This is a genomic window from Microbacterium sp. PF5, assembly GCF_004794315.1.
Lineage (GTDB): Bacteria > Actinomycetota > Actinomycetes > Actinomycetales > Microbacteriaceae > Microbacterium > Microbacterium sufflavum.
In genome coordinates, this window is the sequence record NZ_SSDQ01000169.1 from 1 (window position 1) to 19,605 (window position 19,605).

The following is a 19,605-nucleotide window of genomic DNA, read 5'->3' on the forward strand; positions in this document are numbered from 1 at the left end:
CCGGCGGACGCGGAGACCCCGGCGGACGCGCCGCATCAGGCGTCCTGAGCCACGGCCGCCTTCACCCGCGCGGTCGCCCGAGCCGAGGGACCCGGGTGCCGTCGCGCGCCCGGGCCCTCCGCGGCGTCAGCGGACGGGCGGACCCTCGGCCCCGGGCTGCGCGGCCTCGTCGGGCTGATCCAGGGTCTCGTCCATCGCGGCGTCCACTGCGGCTTCGACGTCGGCCGGCGGGACGATGTCGATCGCCTCGGTCGCCGCCTCGTACACCTCGGCGAGGGTGTCGTCGACCGTGTCCTCGTCGATCCACGCCAGGTCGTCCTCCGAGTGGTCGTACTCGACGGGCACGAGCGCGAAGTCGTCGCCGTACTCCTCCAGTCCGGCCATCACGCTGTGCCGTACGGCGGCGCGGGCGTAGCGGTCGCGCAGGATCATCGGGTCGCGCCGCAGATCCTTCATGAACGCGATCATCATGAACGCCATGATGATCGCGAACGGCAGGGCCGCGATGATCGTCGCGTTCTGCAGCGACTGCAGGCCGCTGCCCTCCGCGCCGCTCACGAGCAGCACCGCGGCGATCACGCCGACCAGCACACCCCAGACCACCGCGACCCAGCGCGACGGCTCTGGGCGCCCCTGCTGGGAGAGCGTGCCCATCACGAGCGAGGCGGAGTCGGCGCCGGTGATGAAGAAGATCGCGATGAGCAGGATGAGCACGATGCTCGTGACGAGGGGGAACGGCAGGTTCTCCAGCACGCCGAACAGCACCTCCTCGGGCGGGTCGACCACGAGTCCGGCGCCGTTCATCTGCTGCTGGATCGCGGTGGTGCCGAAGATCGCGAACCACACGAGCGAGATCGCCGACGGCACGACGATGACCACCGACACGAACTGGCGCAGCGTGCGCCCGCGCGAGATCTTCGCGATGAACATGCCGACGAAGGGCGACCACGAGATCCACCACGCCCAGTAGAAGATCGTCCAGCTCGACAGGAACGCCTCCGCGGCCTCACCCTGCGAGGCCGAGCGGCCGATCATGGTCGGCAGGTCGCCGAGGAACTGCACCGCGACCGACGGGATGACGTTCAGGATGAGCAGCGTCGGCCCGACGAAGAACACGAAGAACGCCAGCAGGATCGCGACGACCGCGTTGATGTTCGACAGTGCGCGGATGCCCTTCGAGACCCCCGAGACGGCCGACGCGATGAAGCACGCCGTGAGCACGGCGATGACGGCGATCAGGATGCCGTTGCCGAGCGGGCCGATGCCGCTCACCAGCTCCACGCCGTGGCCGATCTGCAGCGCACCGAGCCCGAGAGACGCGGCCGTGCCGAACAGCGTCACGATGATGGAGAAGATGTCGATCGTGCGGCCGACCGGGCCCGTGGTGCGGTGCTCGCCGAGCAGCGGCGCGAAGATCGACGAGATCAGCGGGGTGCGACCGCGGCGGTAGGCGCCGTAGGCGATGGCCCCGCCGACGAGCGCATAGAACGCCCAGGCCTGCGGGCCCCAGTGGTAGAGCACCTGCGTCTGCGCGGTGTGCATGGCCTCGAGCGTGTTCGCCTCGACCGTTCCGGGTGGCGGGTTCTCGAAGAACGTCAGCGGCTCCGCGGCGCCCCAGAACACCAGCCCGATGCCCATGCCGGCCGCGAAGAGCATCGAGATCCACGAGAACATCGAGAACTCGGGCTCCTCGTCGTCACGGCCCAGAGGGATGCGCCCGTAGCGGCTGAAGCCCACGAACAGCATGAACACGAGGATGATCGTGGCGATCGTGGTGAAGAAGAAGCCGAAGTACTCCACGACCCACGCGAGCACGGTGCTGGTGGTGCCGGCGAGGTTGTCGCCCGCGAACACGCCCCACGCGATGAACCCGAGGGCGAACGCCGCCGCCACACCGAACACGAGCGGGTCGGTGCGGTAGGTGCGACCGGTCTCCTCGACCGAGACGCCCGGCACGAGCGCGGGGTGCACGCTGCGCGGCGGAACCGTGGTGATGTCGCGCACGATCTTGCGCGCGGCCTCTCCCGCGGTGCGGTGGGTGCCGGTGGGGGTCTGCGGACCGTCGGAGGGGGAATGCTTCTCGACCGGGTTGTCCATGAGAACCCATCCTCCCATGCGGGCCGCCTCGGCCCGGGCCGCCTCCGCCGGAGCCGCCGCGTTCGCCTGCGGCCGGGCGGGTCTAGCGGCCGCGGCGCCCCGCGAAGAGCGCCCCGAGCAGAGGCAGCACGGAGACGCACAGCAGCGTGATCCCGAGCGGGGGCACCGGGGCGACCAGCAGCGCGCCGCCCACGAGCATCGCGGCGAACAGCACCCCGGAGGCGATGCGGCGCGCGATGCCCTCCAGCCGGTCGAGGCGCCGCTCCAGTCGCGAGGTGTCGAACGACACGGTGCCGTCGTCGATGCGGGTGATGATGCGGTCGATGCGCCCAGGGAGGCGCCACGTGGTCGCGGCGTTCTCCATCGCCTGCTGGGCCATGTCCTGCATCAGGTTGCCGGACTCGTCGCGCAGCAGCCGAGCGGCGTAGGGCTCCGCCGCGTCCCACACGTTGAACGCGGGGTCGAGGCCGCTGCACATACCCGAGGTGAGCGACACCGCCCGGATCAGCAGCAGCAGGTCTTCCGGCAGCTGGAGCGGGAGGCGGCGCACCATGTCGCCGAACTCGTCTGCGAAGTCGGTGAACTCGCGCGGGTCGACGCGGCTCAGCTCCGCGAAGCCCATGCCGCCGAAGCGGGCGAACAGGGCCGTCAGGGCGCGCTCGAGCTCGGCGGTGTCGGCGGTGGGCAGCAGCACGCCGATCTCCTTCGCGGCGGCCACGAGTCCGCGACTGTCGCGCGCGGTGACCGCGATCAGGAGCATCCGCAGCCCCTCGCGGAGGTTGTCGGGGACCTCGGCCATCATGCCGAAGTCGATGAACGTCAGACGGAAGCCCCCGTCCGTGGGAACCGGGGTGACGAAGATGTTGCCGGGATGCGGGTCGGCGTGCACGAAGCGATGCGTGAACACCTGGTCGAACATGACCTCGGCGAACGCGTCGGCGACGGCCCGCGGTTCGATGCCGGCCGCCCGCAGCGCCTCGGTGTCGTTGATCTTGATGGCGGTCACGTCGGACAGCGTCAGCACGCGGCGGGTCGTGCGCTCCCACACGATCTCGGGCGCCGCGACCCGCGGGTCGTCGGCGAAGTTCTCGCGGAACCGCTCGGCGCTGCGGGCCTCGTGCAGGTAGTCGATCTCCTCCAGGCTCGTGACGGCGAACTCCTCCACGAGGGCGGGCGCGTCCACCCGGTCGGCGACGATCCGCACCCGCGTGAGCCAGCGGGCGACCCGGCGGAGGGCCGCGAGGTCGACCGCGACGATCTCGTCGATACCCGGGCGCTGCACCTTGACCACGACCTCGTCGAGCCCGGTGTCCTCCGCGTCCAGGGCCGAGAGCCGCGCGCGGTGCACCTGACCGAGCGAGGCCGCGGCGACCGGGGTGTCGTCGAACCAGGCGTAGGCGCGCTCCAGGGGGATGCCGAGCTCGGCCTCCGCGAGCGCCCGGATCTGCGGGGTGGGCACCGCGGGCACCTCGTCCTGCAGTCCCTCCAGCTCCTTCGTGATCTCGGGCGGGAGCACGTCGAGGCGCGACGACATGAACTGCCCGACCTTGATCATGAGTCCGCCGAGCTCGACCGCGAGGGTGTGGAAGCGCCGGGCGAAGCGCTGCATCCGGCGCGGGCGGGTGCGCTCCGCGACTGAGCCGAGCCCGAAGCGCGGAAGCACCAGCTCGAACCACCAGATCTTCACGAACTCGCGGCTCGCGAACGACAGGATGCGGCGGTACCTGGCGCGATGGACGCCCTGGGCTACCGCTTCCGTCATCGCGTCATCCTTCCGCCGTTCCGCGCCGGATGCCGCACGACGCGGTCAGTCCTGGGCAAGGATCGTGTACAGCCTACGGCGGGCGTCGTCGAGCACCTCGATCGCCTGCTGCACCTGCTCCGCCGAACCGCTGCGACCGACCTGTGCGGCCGCGGCGGCCAGGTCGACGCCGGCCTTGGGCAGCGCGCTGTAGCGGGGGTCGCGTCCGCGGTCCCTGTCGGAGGTGGACACCCACGGCGCCGGGGTCTCGGTGGTCTCGTCGGCGACGGCGCGACCGGCCTCGGTGAGCGCATAGGTCTTGCGGCCGTTCTGCTCCTCCGCCTCGATCAGCCCTTCGTCGGCGAGCAGCTGGAGCGTGGGGTACACGGAACCGGCGCTGGGCTTCCAGGTGCCGCCGCTGCGCTCGGCGATCTCGTTGATGATCTGGTAGCCGTGCATGGGGCGCTCGGCGAGGAGCGTGAGCACGGCGGTGCGGACGTCGCCGCGCGCCATGCGGGAGCCGCCGGACGGGCGCGAGTCGAACGACTTGCGGAGCTGGTCCATCGCCTCGAAGAGCGCGCCGGCCGGACCGTGGGGTCCGCCGAAGAGGTTGCCGAGGCCGGACGCGAAGTCACCGCCACCGCTGCCGCCGGTGTTCCCGGTTCCGCCGAACGGGTTGGAGGGGAATGCGTTGCTCATGATGACCTCCCAGTCGTGAACGATAGTTAACGATATATCGCTCACGCTGGGCGTGGGGTGGGAGTTTCGACCGGCGCGAGCAGGGCCGCGCCGGTCGCCGTCGCGTCCACCCCGAACTCGGCCGGAAGGACCCGGGCCCGCGCCGGGCCCGGCATCGCCACGGCCCGATAGGCCCGCGCCACCTCGTCCAGATACCGCTCTCCGATGCCCGCGACACCCCCGCCCACCGCCACCACCTCGACGTCGAGCACCGCGTTGGCCGCGGCGAGAGCGCGCCCGAGGAACTGCGCCCCCTGCGCGATCACCTCCGCCGCCGTCCGGTCGCCCGCACGGGCCAGGGCATCCACCTCGCGCAACGGGAGCGGTGTCCCGGTGCGCTCCCGGTACGTCCGTTCGAGTCCGGGCCCCGACGCCACGGCCTCGACGTGCCCGGGCGCCCCGCAGCCGCAGCGCCTCCCGGCGAGCTCAGCCGGCAGCGCCAGCTCGGTGTGCCCGACCGATCCCGCGGTGCCGGTCGCCCCGGTGCGGAGCCCGTCTGGGAGGACGACGGCCCCGCCGATGCCCGTGCCCACCGCGACCATGAGCAGCCCGCCCGCTCCGCGACCCGCTCCCTGGGCGGCCTCCGCGACCGCCGCCGCGTGCACGTCGTTCACGACCACGACCGCAACCCCCGTGGCGCGCTCGAGTGCCGAGCGCAGCGGGAACCCCGCCCACCCCCGGATCGCGTCCGTGGCCGAGGTGATGGATCCGTCGGGGGCGACCACGCCGGCCGTGCCGACACCGACCGCCGTCACGGGTTCGCCGTCGGCGACCGCGCGGACCGCCTCGACGACCGCCCGCACGATCGCGTCCCCGCCCTCGCGCGCCGGCGTCGCACAGCTGCGCACGGGCGTCACCCGGCGACGACCGCCCGCGGGATCGGGCTCGAATCCGGCGACCGCGATCTTGGTGCCGCCGATGTCGACCCCGACGATCACACCCGCTCCCCGGCTTTCGGGGTCGCCGCGACGAACCGGCGCGTGAGCGCGATCGGGTCGGTGATCGCCCCGCCGACGACCACGGCGAAGGCCCCCGCGTCGAAGGCCGCTCGCACCTGCTCCGGTGTCTGGTAGCGGCCCTCCGCGATGGTCGGGATGCCGGCCGCGGCGAGCGCGGCGACGAGATCGAGGTCGGGTCCGTCCTGCCGCGGCGAGTGCGGCGTGTAGCCGGAGAGGGTGGTGCCGACCACGGCGGCGCCCGCCTCCCACGCCCTCCTGCCCTCCTCCGCGGTGGAGACGTCGGCCATCACCGGGAGCCCGGTGGCCTGCGCGATCCGGCCGAGCAGGCCGAAGTCCGTGCCGAGCTGCTCGGTCGTGGCGTCCACCGCGATGACGTCGGCCCCCGCCGCGGCGAGGCCCTCCGCAAGAGCGACGTCGGGCGTGATCACGTTGCGCACGCCGTTCCACACCTTGTGCAGTCCGATCAGCGGCACCGCCGTCGCCGACCGCACCCGGCGGAGGTCCTCCGGTCCGTTCAACCGCAGCCCCCTGGCACCGCCGAGCAGTGCCGACTCCGCGAGCGCGCCGATCACGTGGGTGTCGCGGGCCGGGGTGCCCGCTGATGCCTGGACCGAGGCGACGAGGCTGTCACGGAGCAGTTCGAGGGTGTCGTGTGTCACTTGATCGCTCCTGCGCTGACGCCGCCGATGAAGAACTTCTGGCCGATGAGGAAGATCACCACGGCCGGCAGCGTGAACATCACGCATGCCGCCATGAGCGGCCCCCACGCCACGTCGTTCTCCCCGAAGAAGGCGTACAGACCGATCGACAGCGTGTACGTCGACTGGTCGTTGAGATAGATGAGGGGATTGAGGAAGTCGGTCCACGCCCACACGAACTGGAAGATCGCCGCGGTGACGATGGCCGGGCGGGCCAGGGGCAGCACGATCGTCGCGTAGGTGCGGAACTCGGAGGCGCCGTCGAGGCGCGCGGCCTCGATCAGCTCGTCGGGCACCGCGAGCAGGAACTGCCGGATCATGAAGATGAAGAACGGCGTGCCCAGGAAGGCCGGCACGATCAGCGGCAGATAGGTGTTCGTCGCCTCGAGCCCGTTCCACACCAGGAACAGCGGGATGAGGGTCACCTGGGGCGGCAGCATCATCGTGGCCAGCACGAGGATGAGCAGCGGGCGGGCGCCGCGCCACTTCACCTTCGCCAGCGCATAGGCCACCAGCGGGCACGAGATGACCGTGCCCAGGATGCTCATGCCCGACACGAACAGCGTGTTGCCGACGTAACGCCACACGGGGATCTGCGCGAACGCCTCGGCGAAGTTGTCCATGGTCCACTCGGCCGGAAGCAGCGTGGGCGGCGAGGAGAACACGTCGCCCGGCGTCTTGAACGCGGTCGACAGCATCACCAGCAGCGGGAAGAGGAACAGCAGGGCGAGCAGCGCCACCGACACCTGCTGCCGGACGCGGCGCAGCGTGCGGCGCGCGCGGCGGGGCCGGCGGGCGGGGGCGGAGATCTCAGCGTGTGCCATCGTGCACCCACTTCTTCGACGACGCGAGCACGATGAGGCTCACGATGAGCGTGACGACGAACAGCGTCCAGGCCATGGCCGAGGCGTAGCCCATCTTCAGGAACACGAACGCGTTCTGGTACAGGTACATCGCGTAGGAGAGCATCGACTGCCCGGGCCCGGAGCCGGCCTGATTGAGCCGCTCCTGCGACAGGATGTAGGGCTGCGTGAAGATCTGCAGGAAACCGATGATGCTCACGATCACCTGGAACAGGGTCACCGGAGACACCGTCGGCCAGGTGACGCTCGTGAACCGGCGCCAGACTCCCGCACCGTCGAGCTCGGCCGCCTCGTACAGCTCCTTCGGCACCTCCTGGAGGGCCGCGAGGTAGATGATCATGGTGCCGCCGACGGTCCACAGCGACATCATGATGATCGCGGGCTTGGTCCATTCCGGCTGCTGCAGCCACGCCGGCCCTTCGATGCCGAACCACGACAGGAAGTGGTTGATGAAGCCGTACTGGGCGTTGAGCAGCCAGCGCCACAGGTAGCCGCCGACCACCACGGGCACGATCGAGGGCAGGTACACCAGCGCGCGGTACAGCGGCTGGCCGCGGACGGGGGTGTTGAGCAGGTGGGCTCCGGCGAGCGCGATGCCGATCGCGAGCGGCACCCCGAACACGGTGAGCACGGCGGTGTTGGCGAGCGACTTCCAGAACACCCCGTCCGCGAACATCTGGGTGTAGTTGTCCAGGCCCACCCACTCGGGCGCCTGGAAGAGGTTGAAGTCGGTGAAGCTGTAGTACGCCGAGGCCACGATCGGGTAGGCGAACAGGAACAGGAAGCCGACGATGAACGGCGCGGCGAAGGCGAGGCCGATCAGCGTCGTGCGGCGGCTGCGGCGCCGCCGGACGGGGGCGCCGGGTCCGGCGGGAGTCGTCTCCCGCCGGACCCGGGGTGTGGTGGCCGTGGTCACGGAGCGCCGCTCACTTCGAGGAGTAGGAGGACATCCGCTCCTCGACGGTCGCGATCGCCTCCTCCGGGGTGGCCGTCAGCCGCACGACCTCGTCGAACGCGGTGGCCAGGTCGGTCGCGTACTCCGCGCTGTACGGGCGGCTCGCGAGGGACTTGGCGTTCGGCGAGGAGGCCGCCTCGGCCCAGACGCCGAAGTCCTGCAGCTCGTCGAAGGCCGCGCTGCCGGCGAGGGAGGAGCGGCCGGGGAGGTTGCCCAGCGCGACGGCGAACTTCTCCATCGGCTCGTCGCTGACGAGGTAGGCGAGGAACGTCGCCGCCTCTTCCTTGTGCTTCGAGTTGGCGGGGATGAACAGGGTGCTCGCGGTCACCTGCGTGCTGTTCTCCAGCTCGGGGGTGGCGGCGGGGATGGCGGTGACGCCCCATTCGAAGTCGGGGGCGATCTTGGCCGCGCTGGCCGAACGCCATTCGCCGTCGATGATCATGGCCACCTGGCCGCTGAAGAACGGGTCCTGCGCCGAGAGGTACTCGCCCTGACCGGAGACGAACGTGGCCATGGCGTCGGCGCCCACCGGCTCGATCACGTTGTCCTGGTACCACTGCAGCGCTTCGAGGTTGCCGTCCTCCGCCGGGGTCGGGCCGTCCTCTCCGTCCCAGCTGCCGCCGAACGCGTAGCCGAGAGTGGTGAGCGTGGTGCTGTCGTTGGCGGAGCCGAGGCCGAGCTGGGTGATCTTGCCCGAGGCGTCCTTCTTGGTGAGCTTGGGGATGGCGGCGGCGAGCTCGTCCATGGTGGTGGGCGGGGTCACGCCCGCCTCCGCGAGCAGCTGGGGGTTGTAGAGCAGCTGGAAGCTGTGGATGGCGATGGGCAGCGAGTAGATCTTGCCGTCGTAGGTCATCTGCTCCATCGCGCTGGGCACGAAGTCGTCGACGTCGATGCCCTCCGCGGCGATCGCGTCGTCGAGCGGGGCGAGGATGCCCTTCGAGGCCCAGGCGCCGACGGTGTTCCCGAAGTTGTCGGAGATGTCGAACGAGCCGTTGGACGACGACATCGAGGTGAGCTGCTTCTGGGTGTCGGGGCTGGAGACGCCCTTGACGACGATGTCGTCCTGGCTGGCGTTGAAGTCGGCGATGATCGCCTCCAGGGCCTTGGCCTCCTCCCCTCCCCACAGGTACGAGAACGTGATCTCGGTGAGGCCGTCGGCGTCGCTGCCGCCTCCCGCGCATCCGCTGAGGGCCACGACCGTCGCTGTGGTCAGTCCGGCGGCGACCAGGGCGCGCCGGCGCATGTGCTGCTTCATGTGCATGGGGAGTTCTCCGCTCATCGTTGACCTTGCAAAAGGATTGGAATAGACCAATTCGGAACCGCTGAGAACAGACATTGACACACCTGGGGGCGGTCGTCAAGATTGGGTTAGTCCAAATGAGGGGGAAGCCATGACGATCGAGGGTGTGACGAAGCACGAGCGGGTGCGCCGACATCTCGAGGAGGTCATCCAGCAGGGCCTGGCGCCGCACGAGAAGCTGCCGACCGAACGCGATCTCGCCGAGTCGCTCGAGGTCAACCGGCAGACGGTGCGCCGGGCGCTCGACGAGCTGGAGCGCGACGGGCTGGTCTACCGGCTCCAGGGCGCCGGCACCTTCGTCAGCGCCTCGCGCATCAGCAAGGCGTTCGAGCTCACGTCGTTCTCCGAGGACATGCTCGCCCGCAACATGCGGCCAGGATCGCTGTCGGTCGACGTGTCCACCGCCGCGGCGGGGCAGACCACCGGCTACGCCTTGAACCTCAGCCCGCAGTCGCCGGTGGTGCGGATCCGCCGCGTGCGCACCGCCGACGACATCCCCATCTGCCTGGAGGTGTGCTCGATCGCGGCCGACGCCGTGCCGGGGCTGGAGGAGGGCATCGTGGGCGACTCGCTCTACGAGGATCTGCGCACCCGGTTCGGCATCTCGGCCGTGCGTGCCGACCAGGAGATCCACGCGGTCGTGCTCGACGAGGAGCAGGCCGCGGCCCTGCAGACACCCCCGTTCTCGCCCGCGTTCCTCGTCAAGCGCACCACCTACGACGCCCGTAGCCGCCCGCTGGAGTACGCCGAGTCGGTGTACCGGGGCGACCGCTACTCCTACCTCCTCTCGATCTCCCGCCCCTGAGCGTTCGCGCTCCCGACCGGCAATCCCTTCACCGACGAAAGGCTCCTCGTGTCCGACCCGATCCTCCGCCCGCGCATCGCCCTGCTCCCCCTCGACGACCGGCCGGTGAACGTGAAGCTGCCCGGCGACGTCGCCGCGGTCGCGGGCGTGACGCTCGACGTGCCGCCCGCCGAGATCCTCCCCGCGTACCGGACGGCGGGCGACGCGGACGCGCTCGGCGCCTGGCTGCGGGAGCGCGCGGCCGACCCGGCGACCGTGCACCTCGTGGTGTCGGTCGACATGCTGCTCTACGGCGGACTCATCGCGAGCCGGACGAGCCACGACACGACGCGTGACGTGCTGGCGCGTCTCGACGTGCTGCGCGAGGTGCGGCGGATGCGCCCCGAGCTGCCGATCTCGGCCGTCTCCCTGGTCACGCGCGCCAGCAACTCGTACTCCGCGGCCGAGGAGCCGGAGTACTGGACGGCGCACGGCAAGGAGATCCACGCCCTCGGGGGCGACGCCCACCGGCTGCTCGGCGAGACTGACGTGCTGCCGCTGGAGGAGCTGACACCCGTGCCGGCCGATGTCGTGTCGGACTACGCGACGCGGCGCCTGCGCAACCACATCGTCAACCTCTCGACCCTCGGGCTGGTCGAGGACGAGACGCTCGACTTCCTCGCGATCACCGCCGACGACACCGCGCCGTTCGCGGCGGGAAGCGCCGAGCAGGTGTGGCTGCGGCACTGGATGCGGATGCTGCCGTCGGGCCGTCGCGTGCTCATGTACCCGGGCGCCGACGAGGTGGGGGCGGCGCTCGTCGCCCGAGCTCTCGCGGGGAACGCCGGGGTGACGGTGTCGTTCGCGGTGGCGTGCGCCGACGCCGCGGGGATGGAGCGGATCCCGCCGTACGAGAACATGTCGCTGGCGGCCTCGGCGAGCCGGCAGATCCGCGCGGCCGGTGCCGTCGAGGTGGCGGCGGACGCCGACGTGACCCTGGTGCTGCACGCCCCCGACCCCGACCGGCACGACATGTTCCGCGGGCGGCCCGATGTGGTCGACACCGCGGCCGTCGCCGGCACCGTCGCCCTGGTGCGGGAGCGGCTGGAGGCGGGCGAGCGGGTCGCGCTGGCCGACGTGCGGTATCCGAACGGGGCGGACGAGGCGCTGGTGCGCGCGCTCGCCGACGCCGACCTGCTCGGGCGGCTGGAGGCGTTCGGCGGCTGGAACACGGCGGGGAACACGCTCGGCAGTGTGGTCGCGGTCGCGGCCGCCGCAGTGGTCGGCCGGGCCACGGGGTCGTTCGACGAGCGGGCGGCGCGGATCGCCCTGCTGACCCGGCTGCTGGACGACTTCGCGTATCAGGCCGTCGTGCGCACGGACTCCGGGCCGTCGCTGTTCCCCGACATCTACCCGATGGCGGACGACGCGCGGGTGGCCGAGGCGTCGCGGGTGATCCGTGCGGAGCTGACGGCGCTGCTGGAGTCGATGCTCCCCGCCGACGGCGTGCGCATCGACGAGCTGACGCTGCCGTGGCGGCGGTCGTTCGAGATCGGCCTCGTGCTGCGGTAGCTCCGGCGGCCGTCGTTCGCGCTTGCCTCATCGAACGATTAACGATAGATTCCTGTTGTTTCTCGACGGGAGGTGTCGCATGGCCAAGGGAACGACGATCGCGCTGCAGGTGGTGATCGCCCTCGCCCTGCTCGGGTCGCTGGTGGTGCAGACGGTGATCGCGCCGCTCGTGTACGCCGACCTGGAGGGGGAGGCGACGTGGGCGCGCATCACGCTGGTCGCGATCCTGGTGCTGGGCGTCGCGACGATGCAGGTGTTCGGGGTGTGCGTGTGGATCCTGCTCCGGAAGGTGCGGCGGGGATCCCTCTTCTCGACATCCTCGTTCCGCTTCGTCGACACGATCATCGGGGCGATCCTGGCGGCGGCGGTGCTCGCGTGGGTGCTCGCGGCCCTGCTCGCCCCGGGCGAGATGGCGCCCGGCGTCGTCGCGCTGATCGGCGGTGCGGGAGTGGTGCTCGCCGGGATGGCCCTGCTCGTCGTGGTGATGAAGGCGCTGCTGCGGCAGGCGATCGACCGCGACGCGGAGGCGCGGGCCCTGCGGTCCGAGCTCGACGACGAGGTGATCTGATGCCGGTGGTCGTCGACATCGACGTGATGATGGCGCGCCGGAAGATCGGTGTCGGCGAGCTGGCGGAGCGCATCGGGATCACCCCCACCAACCTCGCCGTGCTGAAGAACGGCCGCGCGAAGGCGGTGCGGTTCACGACGCTCGATGCGCTGTGCGCGGCGCTGGACTGCCAGCCGGGCGACCTGCTGCGGTGGGTGCCGGACGACGACGGGGCGCCCGCGGACTAGCCCGGCAGCACGGAGTCGAGCAGCCCGGGGAAGCGGGCGTCGAGGTCGTCGCGGCGGAGGGTGAGGGTGCGGCGCCGCCCGTTGGGCTCGTTGCGGATGACGCCGGCCTCGCGCAGCACCTTCATGAAGTGCGACTTGGTGGACTTCGGCAGGTTCGGGTCGGTCGCGTGGCAGGAGGCCATGTCGAGGGGACCGCCGCGCATGACCACCACCGAGCCCATCGTCACCGCCCCGTCCGCCGCGCCCCGGCGCCCCCACCCGACCGCGACGCGCACCCGGCTCGGGTTCGTGCTCGTCGTGGTCGCGCAGATCCTGATGATGGCGGGAGCGAGCGCACCCTCGCCGTTCTATCCCGTCCTCGCGCACGACATCGGGTTCGCGCCGGTCGTGATCAGCGCGGTGTTCGCGGTGTACGCGGTCGCACTACTCCTGACGCTCCTCACCGCCGGGTCGCTGTCGGACCACGTGGGGCGGCGACCGGTCGCGGTCGTGGGGTTCCTGCTGCTCGCGGGGAGCATGTTCCTGTTCTGGCACGCCGACGCCGTGTGGGTGCTGTTCGTGGCGCGCATCCTCCAGGGCGTCGCGAGCGGGGCGCTGATCTCGGCGCTGTCGGCGACGGTGCTCGACTTCGCCCCCGGGGGTCGAGCGAAGACGGCCGCGCTGTGGAACGCGCTGAGCCCCGGCATCGGACTCGCGCTCGGCGCGCTCGTGTCGGCGGTCATGCTCGACCTCACCCGGGAGGCGCTGCTGGACGTGTTCGCCCCGCTCACCACGGTGTACGTGCTGCTCGCAGCGCTGTTCCTCGTCGTGCCGGAGACGGCTCCGCGGCGGCCGGGCGCGTGGGCGTCGCTGAGCTTCCGCCTGTCGATCCCCGCCGCGATCCGGGGCGACTTCTGGCGCGGAGCCCCGGCCGTGGTGGCGGGGTGGGCCACGGGCGGGCTGTTCCTGTCGCTCGGCGCGAACATCGTGGCGCGTGAGCTCGGCGGCGTCGCGCACCTGTGGCAGGGCCTCGGCGTGGTGCTGCTCGCCGGGGTCGGGGCGGTCACGGCGTTCGCGATGCGCGGGCGCTCGGCGCACACGAGCGTGCTGTTCGGCACCGCCGCGCTCGGCCTCGGCACGCTGCTGTCGCTCCTCGCGCTCGGGGTCGCGTCGCTCCCCTTCTACCTGGGCGCGGCCGCGGTCACGGGCATGGGCTTCGGCACGGCGTTCTCCGGTGTGGTCGCGTCGCTCGCACCGCGGATTCCTGCGACCGAACGCGCCGACACCTTCGCGGTGCTGTACGTGCTCGCCTACCTCGCGTTCGGCGTGCCCGCCGTGGTCGCCGGGTCACTCGTCGGCGTGGTCGGGCTGGAGGCGGTGTGCGTCGGGTACGGGGTGGTGGTGATCGGGCTCGCCGCGGTGGCGTTCACCCTGCGGGTGCGGGCGGGGCGGTAGCTCCGGGGGTCAGGGGGTCGTCATCGGGGTGGTCGACACGTCGATGATCCCGAGCGGGAAGGGGCTCACGACGGACCAGGACCCCGAGTTGAACTGCTCGAGATCGATCGACTGGAACCACACCTGCGACACCACGACGGCGATCACGACGAGCACGCCGGCTCCGTACATCGCGCGCTCCAGCGTCCGCAGTGCCGCACGCTCGTCGGCAGCCTTCGTCACGCGACCGAGCGCGATCAGGAAGATCGCTGCGAGGGCGACGTAGACCAGCACGTTGGACTGAAGCGCCATCGAGACGCAGACGGGGGCCTGGTCGACCGACCGACCCTCGGAATCGACGAAGCCGCCGCTGCCGTCGTAACCGCCCGGGCAGTAGCTCTTGCTGCCCGTCATGAACGCGGAGTAGACGACGCCCGCGACCACCATCCAGATCAGAGTTCGTCGAATGCCCGCGATCACCACGGCGCCCGGGAGTGCAGAGGCGGCGGTCTCGATGTGCTGCGACGGTGGCGGCGTGAGCGACACGGGGTCTCCTTCGCGGTCGGTCCCCTTCATCATGGCGGAGGTGCCGGCGGAGAGGAAGGGTGCAGGTGCGCACGCAGCGGCCCCGCGCGCGCCCGGAGGCGACGCGCGGGGCCGACTGCCGCATCTCAGCGGCGGCGCCACACCGCGACGGTTCCCGCGCCGATCACGGCGAGCGCGGCGGCACCGAGGAAAAGCCAGGAGAAGCCGCCCGTCATCGCCTCGGCGGCAGGGACACCGGCGGCATCGAGCGCCGAGGTGCGCAGTCCCGCGATCGTTCCGAGGACCGCGAGGCCGACCGCACCTCCGATCTGCTGGCTGGTGTTGATGAGTCCGCCCGCCAGTCCCGCCTCTCCCCCGTCGACCCCGTCGACCGCGAGCTGGGTCGTGGCGACGAACGCGCCCCCGAGTCCGATGCCGATCAGCAGCGTGGGGCCGAGCAGGTGGACGAGGAAGACCGCGTCAGACGGAGCGAGCGCGAGCCACACGAGCCCACCGGCGAGCACGAGGAGCGAGGCGGCGAGCACGCGTCGAGCGCCGGCGCGACCGATCAGCGCCGGGACGACGCCCGCGACGACGACCAGGGCACCGGCGAGCGGCAGCTGGGTGAGGCCGGTCGCGAGCGCGTCGTAGCCGAGCACCGCCTGCATGAACACGGAGAGCGCGAAGAACAGCGCGACCATGGCGGCGCCGCCGAGCAGCATCACGACGTTGCCGAGGGCGAGGTCGCGGTTGCGGAACACCGCCAGCGGGAGGAGCGGCTCCGGCGCGCGACGCTCGATCAGGAGGAACACGGCGCCGAGCACGAGCGCGACGGCGAAGAGCCCGAGGGGCAGAGGGTGGACGAAGCCGAGCTGCTCGACCGCGCTGAACGCCCCGACGAGGGCGACAAGTGCCGCGGTCACGCTGATCGCACCGGCAGCGTCGAGGCGACCGGAGGCGCGGACCGTGTCGCGGGTGATGAGGAGCGGGACGGCGATGAGCACGACCGCCCCCACCGGGACGTTCACGAAGAACACCGACTGCCACCCGAGGGTCGCGGTGAGCACGCCGCCGAGGAGCACGCCGGCCGCGGAGCCGATGCCCGCGACGGCACCCCAGACGCCGAGCGCTCTGGTGCGTTCGGTGTCGTCGGGGAAGAGGTGCGTGAGCAGGGCGAGGGCCGCGGGGGCGAGCAGCGCGGCGGATGCCCCCTGGAGTGCGCGCGCGGCGAGGAGCATCTCGGGCACGATCGAGAGCCCCGCGAGGGCCGAGGCGACGACGAACCCCGCGGTGCCGAGCAGGAACACGCGGCGGTGGCCGTAGCGGTCGGCGAGCCGCCCGCCGAGGAGCAGGAGGCCGCCGAACGCGAGCACGTAGGCGGTGATGACCCATGCGAGCGCGGCCGTGTCCATGCCGAGCTGCTGCCCGAGCACCGGAAGGGCGATGTTGACGATGGAGGCGTCGAGCACCACGAGGAACTGCGCGAGCGCGAGCACGCTCAGGGCGAGCCAACGGCGGGTGCTGCGCAGAGGGGCTGCGGCGGAGGTGAGCGGAGTGAGGGTGGTCATGGTTCTCTCTTCTCTGTCGTGTCGGTCGGTGTGGATGAGGGGAGAGTGATTACTCACTCACTCTTGTGAGCATGCGAAAGCGCGCGCCCTGCGGGGGGTCACTCGGGGTGGGTGATGCCCGCGGTCAGGAGGGCGACCCAGTCCTCGGGCCGTCCGTCGAGCTGCGTGGTGACGATGAGATGGCAGAGCTGCCCGTAGGCGATGAAGCGCTGCACGTCCTCGTCGCTGCCGCCGGAGCGGGACTGGACGTAGGTGGTGATGCGCCCCAGCCCCGCGCGCAGCGCCTCACCGATCACCTCGATGTCGGCCACGGACTGCGCGTGCACCTGGAGCATGAGCAGCGTGCGGTCGGAGATGAGGTGGGCGTAGGCATCGCCCATCGCTTCGAGCACGGTCGCGGGCTTCTGGTCCTGCGCGGCGTCGGCGCCCTCCTCGAGGGCGACGAGGATCGCGTCGAAGCACGCGTCGAGCGCGGCGACGAAGAGCGCCTCCTTGCCGGAGTACAGCTTGAACACGTAGGCCGGGGAGATCTTCGCCTCGCCCGCGACATCGGCCACGGTCGTGCCGTGGAAGCCCCGGCGCGCGAACGCACGCAGAGCCGCAGCAGCCACGAGCGGACGGCGGGCGTCGGCCGTGGAGAGGACGGAGCTTCGGGTGGCGGGCATGAGAGTGACTGTACACTCACTCTCGCGGGCGGGGCAAGAGGTGCGGTGATTGTGGGGGCTGAAGCGGCAGGGCGATGGGACTTCCGGGTCGGTGTGTCCGCATAGGCTGGATCGTCTGCCTCTTCCTCTGAGGCACCTTCCCCCTGGAGCCCCCATTGTCTGCAACGACGGCCATCGACCGCGCCCGCTATCGCGACCACCCGTCGGTGCTCACGGCGCTGAAGAACCCGCGGATGCTGACGCGCGAGGTGCTCGCCGGGCTCGTCGTGGGGCTCGCGCTGATCCCGGAGGCGATCGCGTTCTCGGTGATCGCGGGGGTGGACCCGAAGGTGGGACTGTTCTCGTCGTTCATCATGGCGGTGTCGATCGCGTTCCTCGGCGGGCGCCCGGCGATGGTGACCGCGGCGACCGGGGCCGTGGCGCTCGTGATCGCGCCGGTCGCGCCGACGTACGGGCTCGACTACTTCATCGCGACGGTCATCCTCGCCGGGATCTTCCAGGTCGTGCTCGGAGTGCTAGGCGTCGCGAAGCTTATGCGGTTCATCCCCCGCAGCGTCATGGTCGGGTTCGTGAACGCGCTGGCGATCTTCGTGTTCAGCTCGCAGTTCCCGCAGCTGATCGACGTGCCGTGGCTCGTGTATCCGCTCGTGGCGCTCGGCATCGTCGTGATGCTGGTGATGCCGAAGCTCACGAAGGTCGTGCCGGCGCCGCTCGTGTCGGTGATCATCGTCACCGGGGTGGTGCTCGCGTTCGGCATCACGGTGCCCACGGTCGGCGATCAGGGCGAACTGCCGCGCAGCCTGCCGGAGCTCTTCATCCCGCACGTGCCGCTCACGTGGGAGACGTTCACGATCATCGCGCCGTTCGCACTCGGGGTGGCGCTGGTCGGGCTGATGGAGTCGCTGCTGACCGCGAAGCTCGTCGACGAGATCACCGACACCCACTCGAACAAGACGCGCGAGTCGTGGGCGCAGGGCGTCGCGAATGTGCTGTCGGGGATCTTCGGTGGCATGGGCGGCTGCGCCGTGATCGGTCAGACCATGATCAATGTGAAGGCCTCGGGCGCTAGGACCCGCATCTCCACGTTCTGCGCCGGGGTGTTCCTGTTTCTGCTGGTGGTGGTGTTCGGCGACTTCGTCGGGACCATTCCGATGGCGGCGCTCGTGGCCGTGATGGTGATGGTGGCGATCGGCGCGTTCGACTGGCACTCGATCAAGCCGTCGACGCTGAAGCGGATGCCGAAGAGCGAGACGTTCGTGATGCTCGCCACGGTCGTGCTCGTGCTGATCACGCACAACCTGGCGGTGGGTGTTGTGGGCGGCGTGCTGGTCGCGTCCGTGCTGTTCGTCCGGCGGGTGGCGCATTTCGTGACGGTGACGCGTTCGGTTGCGGGCGACATGGTGACGTATGTCGTGCAGGGGGAGCTGTTCTTCGCGTCGAGCAACGACCTCACGACGCTGTTCTCCTACACGGACGACCCATCCCGCGTTGTTGTTGATCTGTCGGGATCGCACGTGTGGGATGCGTCGACCGTTGCCGCGTTGGACGCGATCGAGACGAAGTACGCCGCGTTGGGGAAGACGGTGGAGATCGTCGGAATGAATGACTCGAGCGGGACGATGCACGGGCGGTTGACGGGCGGGTTCGAGTAGAGGCCCCGCTCAATACCGGGAGGTAGGCGGGGCACTCGCATCGCGTTGCTCCTTCGCATCATGTACGGCCAGATCGCCTCCGGCGCTGTACAACGGGAGCCGATAGCCCTGCCGTTGATACGTCAGAATCAACTGCTCTTCCCGCGCGCACGACTCCCCGAAATATCGGTACTGTTCGGAATGAAATCCGAGCGTAAGGACGGCAATGATGCCCGAGACAACACCGCAAGGCTGGTACCCCGATCCCCACCAGCCCGAGCAGCAGCGCTGGTGGAACGGCACGGAGTGGACGACGCATACTGCCCCACTCAACCTCGCCCCTGCTGCGGCATCTCCCACCGCACCAGGCGAAACGAAGTCGTCGGGTCTGAAGATCGTCATCATCACGGCGGCCGTCGTCTTGGCTGTGGCGCTGCTCACGCGGAGTCTCGGCGTGATCTTGATGCTCGCAGGAGTCGTTCTGTTCTTCGTGGCGGTTTACGCAATCGCACGAGGGTCAGCCAGGTTCTTCCGTGTTCGCTCCCGCGGGGCCGGCTGGGCCGCGCTAGGCATCGCTTTCGTGCTGATGTTCGTCGGCACGGGAGCCAACGCCGCCCTCGGAGGCCCTGGATCCAATTCGACGAACGCAGATTCGACAAGCTCGGCTGCTAAGCCACTCGCCTCGTCCGCAACGGACGAGCCCACGCCCTCGGCGGTGCCCACAACCTTCGAAGAGGTCGATGTGTCGACTGTGATCCCGTTCGATCGCGCGACGGTCAATGACCCGCAGATCGATGTCGGCCAGACGGTCGTCACAACGGCAGGAGTTGCGGGAACGAAAGTCACCACTTTTCGCGTGAAGTACATCGACGGTGCAGAGGTCTCGCGCGAAGTCGTGAGCGAGACCATCACCGTGGCTCCCGTTTCGGAGATCACCTCGATCGGTACCCGTCAACCGGCACCTGCACCCGTGCCCCTGGTGCAGCCGGCCGCAGACTGCCACTCCAGCTACGCAGGCGTGTGCGTGCCGATCGCCTCAGACGTGGACTGCGACGGCGGGGGCGGAAACGGTCCCGCCTATGTCCGAGGACCGCTGCAGGTTGTCGGGCCCGATGTGTACGAACTCGACCGCGACGGCGATGGGATCGCCTGCGACTGAGTCGGCGTTGAGGAGGCTCGGCCCTTCGCTGCTCGCGCCGTCCCTCACGGCCGCCAGTTCGGGACGACTCATCGGTGATCATGGCGCGGAGGCGGCGAACCGCTCGTTCGCGCCCAGTCGCCCGAGTCCCTAACTGCTAGCG

The 19,605-nt window shown here is 70.5% G+C and carries 19 protein-coding genes; 7 read left to right on the forward strand and 12 right to left on the reverse strand.

What is annotated here, in order from left to right:
* Positions 1–126: 126 nt before the first annotated feature.
* The 8 genes from DW297_RS16565 to DW297_RS16600 all read right to left on the reverse strand — a co-directional run bounded on the left by DW297_RS16565 (position 127) and on the right by DW297_RS16600 (position 9,312).
* Positions 127–2,097 (reverse strand): BCCT family transporter, encoded by a 1,971-nt coding sequence (locus tag DW297_RS16565; protein WP_240744665.1) that lies wholly within the window; start codon positions 2,095–2,097, stop codon positions 127–129.
* 82 nt (positions 2,098–2,179) lie between these two features.
* The gene (locus tag DW297_RS16570; protein ID WP_136034432.1) at positions 2,180–3,859 is read right to left on the reverse strand and encodes an ABC1 kinase family protein; all 1,680 of its coding nucleotides are present in this window, start codon (positions 3,857–3,859) and stop codon (positions 2,180–2,182) included.
* Positions 3,860–3,904: 45 nt separating this feature from the next.
* The gene (locus DW297_RS16575) at positions 3,905–4,537 is read right to left on the reverse strand and encodes a PadR family transcriptional regulator (protein WP_136034434.1); all 633 of its coding nucleotides are present in this window, start codon (positions 4,535–4,537) and stop codon (positions 3,905–3,907) included.
* Positions 4,538–4,578: 41 nt separating this feature from the next.
* Complete coding sequence (locus DW297_RS16580) at positions 4,579–5,514, reverse strand: ROK family protein (protein ID WP_136034436.1); 936 nt, start codon at positions 5,512–5,514, stop codon at positions 4,579–4,581.
* Entirely contained in the window at positions 5,511–6,194 is a 684-nt protein-coding gene (locus DW297_RS16585; RefSeq protein ID WP_205828321.1) for an N-acetylmannosamine-6-phosphate 2-epimerase, read from the reverse strand. Before DW297_RS16585 ends, DW297_RS16580 begins: the two co-directional genes overlap by 4 nt.
* Positions 6,191–7,057: a carbohydrate ABC transporter permease gene (locus tag DW297_RS16590; RefSeq protein WP_136034440.1), complete on the reverse strand. Its 867-nt coding sequence runs from the start codon at positions 7,055–7,057 to the stop codon at positions 6,191–6,193. The genes DW297_RS16585 and DW297_RS16590 overlap by 4 nt, the downstream gene beginning before the upstream one ends.
* On the reverse strand, positions 7,044–8,012 hold the full coding sequence (locus tag DW297_RS16595) for a carbohydrate ABC transporter permease (protein ID WP_205828322.1): 969 nt from the start codon (positions 8,010–8,012) through the stop codon (positions 7,044–7,046). The genes DW297_RS16590 and DW297_RS16595 overlap by 14 nt, the downstream gene beginning before the upstream one ends.
* Before the next feature lie 10 nt (positions 8,013–8,022).
* Positions 8,023–9,312 (reverse strand): ABC transporter substrate-binding protein, encoded by a 1,290-nt coding sequence (locus tag DW297_RS16600; RefSeq protein WP_168442892.1) that lies wholly within the window; start codon positions 9,310–9,312, stop codon positions 8,023–8,025.
* 130 nt (positions 9,313–9,442) lie between these two features.
* On the opposite strand from DW297_RS16600, the gene DW297_RS16605 reads away from it, so the two are divergent.
* The 4 genes from DW297_RS16605 (at position 9,443) to DW297_RS16620 (ending at position 12,502) form a co-directional block, all read left to right on the forward strand.
* Entirely contained in the window at positions 9,443–10,156 is a 714-nt protein-coding gene (locus tag DW297_RS16605) for a GntR family transcriptional regulator (RefSeq protein ID WP_136034445.1), read from the forward strand.
* 48 nt (positions 10,157–10,204) lie between these two features.
* A complete protein-coding gene (locus DW297_RS16610; protein ID WP_136034447.1) occupies positions 10,205–11,707 on the forward strand; it encodes a DUF4127 family protein in 1,503 nt (500 codons plus the stop codon).
* A gap of 79 nt (positions 11,708–11,786) precedes the next feature.
* The gene (locus DW297_RS16615) at positions 11,787–12,275 is read left to right on the forward strand and encodes a DUF2975 domain-containing protein (protein WP_136034449.1); all 489 of its coding nucleotides are present in this window, start codon (positions 11,787–11,789) and stop codon (positions 12,273–12,275) included.
* Positions 12,275–12,502: a helix-turn-helix domain-containing protein gene (locus DW297_RS16620; protein WP_136034451.1), complete on the forward strand. Its 228-nt coding sequence runs from the start codon at positions 12,275–12,277 to the stop codon at positions 12,500–12,502. The genes DW297_RS16615 and DW297_RS16620 overlap by 1 nt, the downstream gene beginning before the upstream one ends.
* Here the strand turns inward: DW297_RS16620 and DW297_RS16625 are convergent.
* Positions 12,499–12,714, reverse strand: coding sequence for a hypothetical protein (locus tag DW297_RS16625; RefSeq protein ID WP_446724383.1), 216 nt, complete (start codon positions 12,712–12,714; stop codon positions 12,499–12,501). The genes DW297_RS16620 and DW297_RS16625 overlap by 4 nt on opposite strands.
* Between DW297_RS16625 and DW297_RS16630 the strand changes: the two genes are divergently transcribed.
* Positions 12,704–13,936, forward strand: coding sequence for an MFS transporter (locus DW297_RS16630; protein WP_168442893.1), 1,233 nt, complete (start codon positions 12,704–12,706; stop codon positions 13,934–13,936). The two genes, DW297_RS16625 and DW297_RS16630, sit on opposite strands and share 11 nt — an antisense overlap.
* Before the next feature lie 9 nt (positions 13,937–13,945).
* On the opposite strand, the gene DW297_RS16635 is transcribed toward DW297_RS16630, so the two are convergent.
* The 3 genes from DW297_RS16635 to DW297_RS16645 form a co-directional block, all read right to left on the reverse strand.
* A complete protein-coding gene (locus tag DW297_RS16635; protein WP_240744666.1) occupies positions 13,946–14,461 on the reverse strand; it encodes a hypothetical protein in 516 nt (171 codons plus the stop codon).
* A 125-nt stretch (positions 14,462–14,586) separates the two neighbouring features.
* A complete protein-coding gene (locus tag DW297_RS16640) occupies positions 14,587–16,008 on the reverse strand; it encodes an MFS transporter (RefSeq protein WP_136034456.1) in 1,422 nt (473 codons plus the stop codon).
* A gap of 98 nt (positions 16,009–16,106) precedes the next feature.
* Positions 16,107–16,673, reverse strand: coding sequence for a TetR/AcrR family transcriptional regulator (locus tag DW297_RS16645; protein ID WP_136034458.1), 567 nt, complete (start codon positions 16,671–16,673; stop codon positions 16,107–16,109).
* A gap of 155 nt (positions 16,674–16,828) precedes the next feature.
* Here DW297_RS16645 and DW297_RS16650 point away from each other — a divergent pair, with 155 nt between their 5' ends.
* Both DW297_RS16650 and DW297_RS16655 read left to right on the forward strand, forming a co-directional pair.
* The gene (locus tag DW297_RS16650) at positions 16,829–18,325 is read left to right on the forward strand and encodes a SulP family inorganic anion transporter (RefSeq protein WP_136034460.1); all 1,497 of its coding nucleotides are present in this window, start codon (positions 16,829–16,831) and stop codon (positions 18,323–18,325) included.
* 205 nt (positions 18,326–18,530) lie between these two features.
* A complete protein-coding gene (locus tag DW297_RS16655) occupies positions 18,531–19,463 on the forward strand; it encodes a G5 domain-containing protein (protein ID WP_136034462.1) in 933 nt (310 codons plus the stop codon).
* Positions 19,464–19,605: the final 142 nt, after the last annotated feature.

What these genes read in the sequence shown, in the direction of transcription:
- DW297_RS16630 (WP_168442893.1), top strand. Translation starts at nt 12,704, where the DNA reads ATGACCACCACCGAGCCCATCGTCACCGCCCCGTCCGCCGCGCCCCGG.
- DW297_RS16600 (WP_168442892.1), bottom strand. Translation starts at nt 9,312, where the DNA reads ATGCACATGAAGCAGCACATGCGCCGGCGCGCCCTGGTCGCCGCCGGA.
- DW297_RS16605 (WP_136034445.1), top strand. Translation starts at nt 9,443, where the DNA reads ATGACGATCGAGGGTGTGACGAAGCACGAGCGGGTGCGCCGACATCTC.
- DW297_RS16655 (WP_136034462.1), top strand. Translation starts at nt 18,531, where the DNA reads ATGATGCCCGAGACAACACCGCAAGGCTGGTACCCCGATCCCCACCAG.
- DW297_RS16575 (WP_136034434.1), bottom strand. Translation starts at nt 4,537, where the DNA reads ATGAGCAACGCATTCCCCTCCAACCCGTTCGGCGGAACCGGGAACACC.
- DW297_RS16620 (WP_136034451.1), top strand. Translation starts at nt 12,275, where the DNA reads ATGCCGGTGGTCGTCGACATCGACGTGATGATGGCGCGCCGGAAGATC.
- DW297_RS16565 (WP_240744665.1), bottom strand. Translation starts at nt 2,097, where the DNA reads ATGGACAACCCGGTCGAGAAGCATTCCCCCTCCGACGGTCCGCAGACC.
- DW297_RS16590 (WP_136034440.1), bottom strand. Translation starts at nt 7,057, where the DNA reads ATGGCACACGCTGAGATCTCCGCCCCCGCCCGCCGGCCCCGCCGCGCG.
- DW297_RS16615 (WP_136034449.1), top strand. Translation starts at nt 11,787, where the DNA reads ATGGCCAAGGGAACGACGATCGCGCTGCAGGTGGTGATCGCCCTCGCC.
- DW297_RS16645 (WP_136034458.1), bottom strand. Translation starts at nt 16,673, where the DNA reads ATGCCCGCCACCCGAAGCTCCGTCCTCTCCACGGCCGACGCCCGCCGT.
- DW297_RS16570 (WP_136034432.1), bottom strand. Translation starts at nt 3,859, where the DNA reads ATGACGGAAGCGGTAGCCCAGGGCGTCCATCGCGCCAGGTACCGCCGC.
- DW297_RS16640 (WP_136034456.1), bottom strand. Translation starts at nt 16,008, where the DNA reads ATGACCACCCTCACTCCGCTCACCTCCGCCGCAGCCCCTCTGCGCAGC.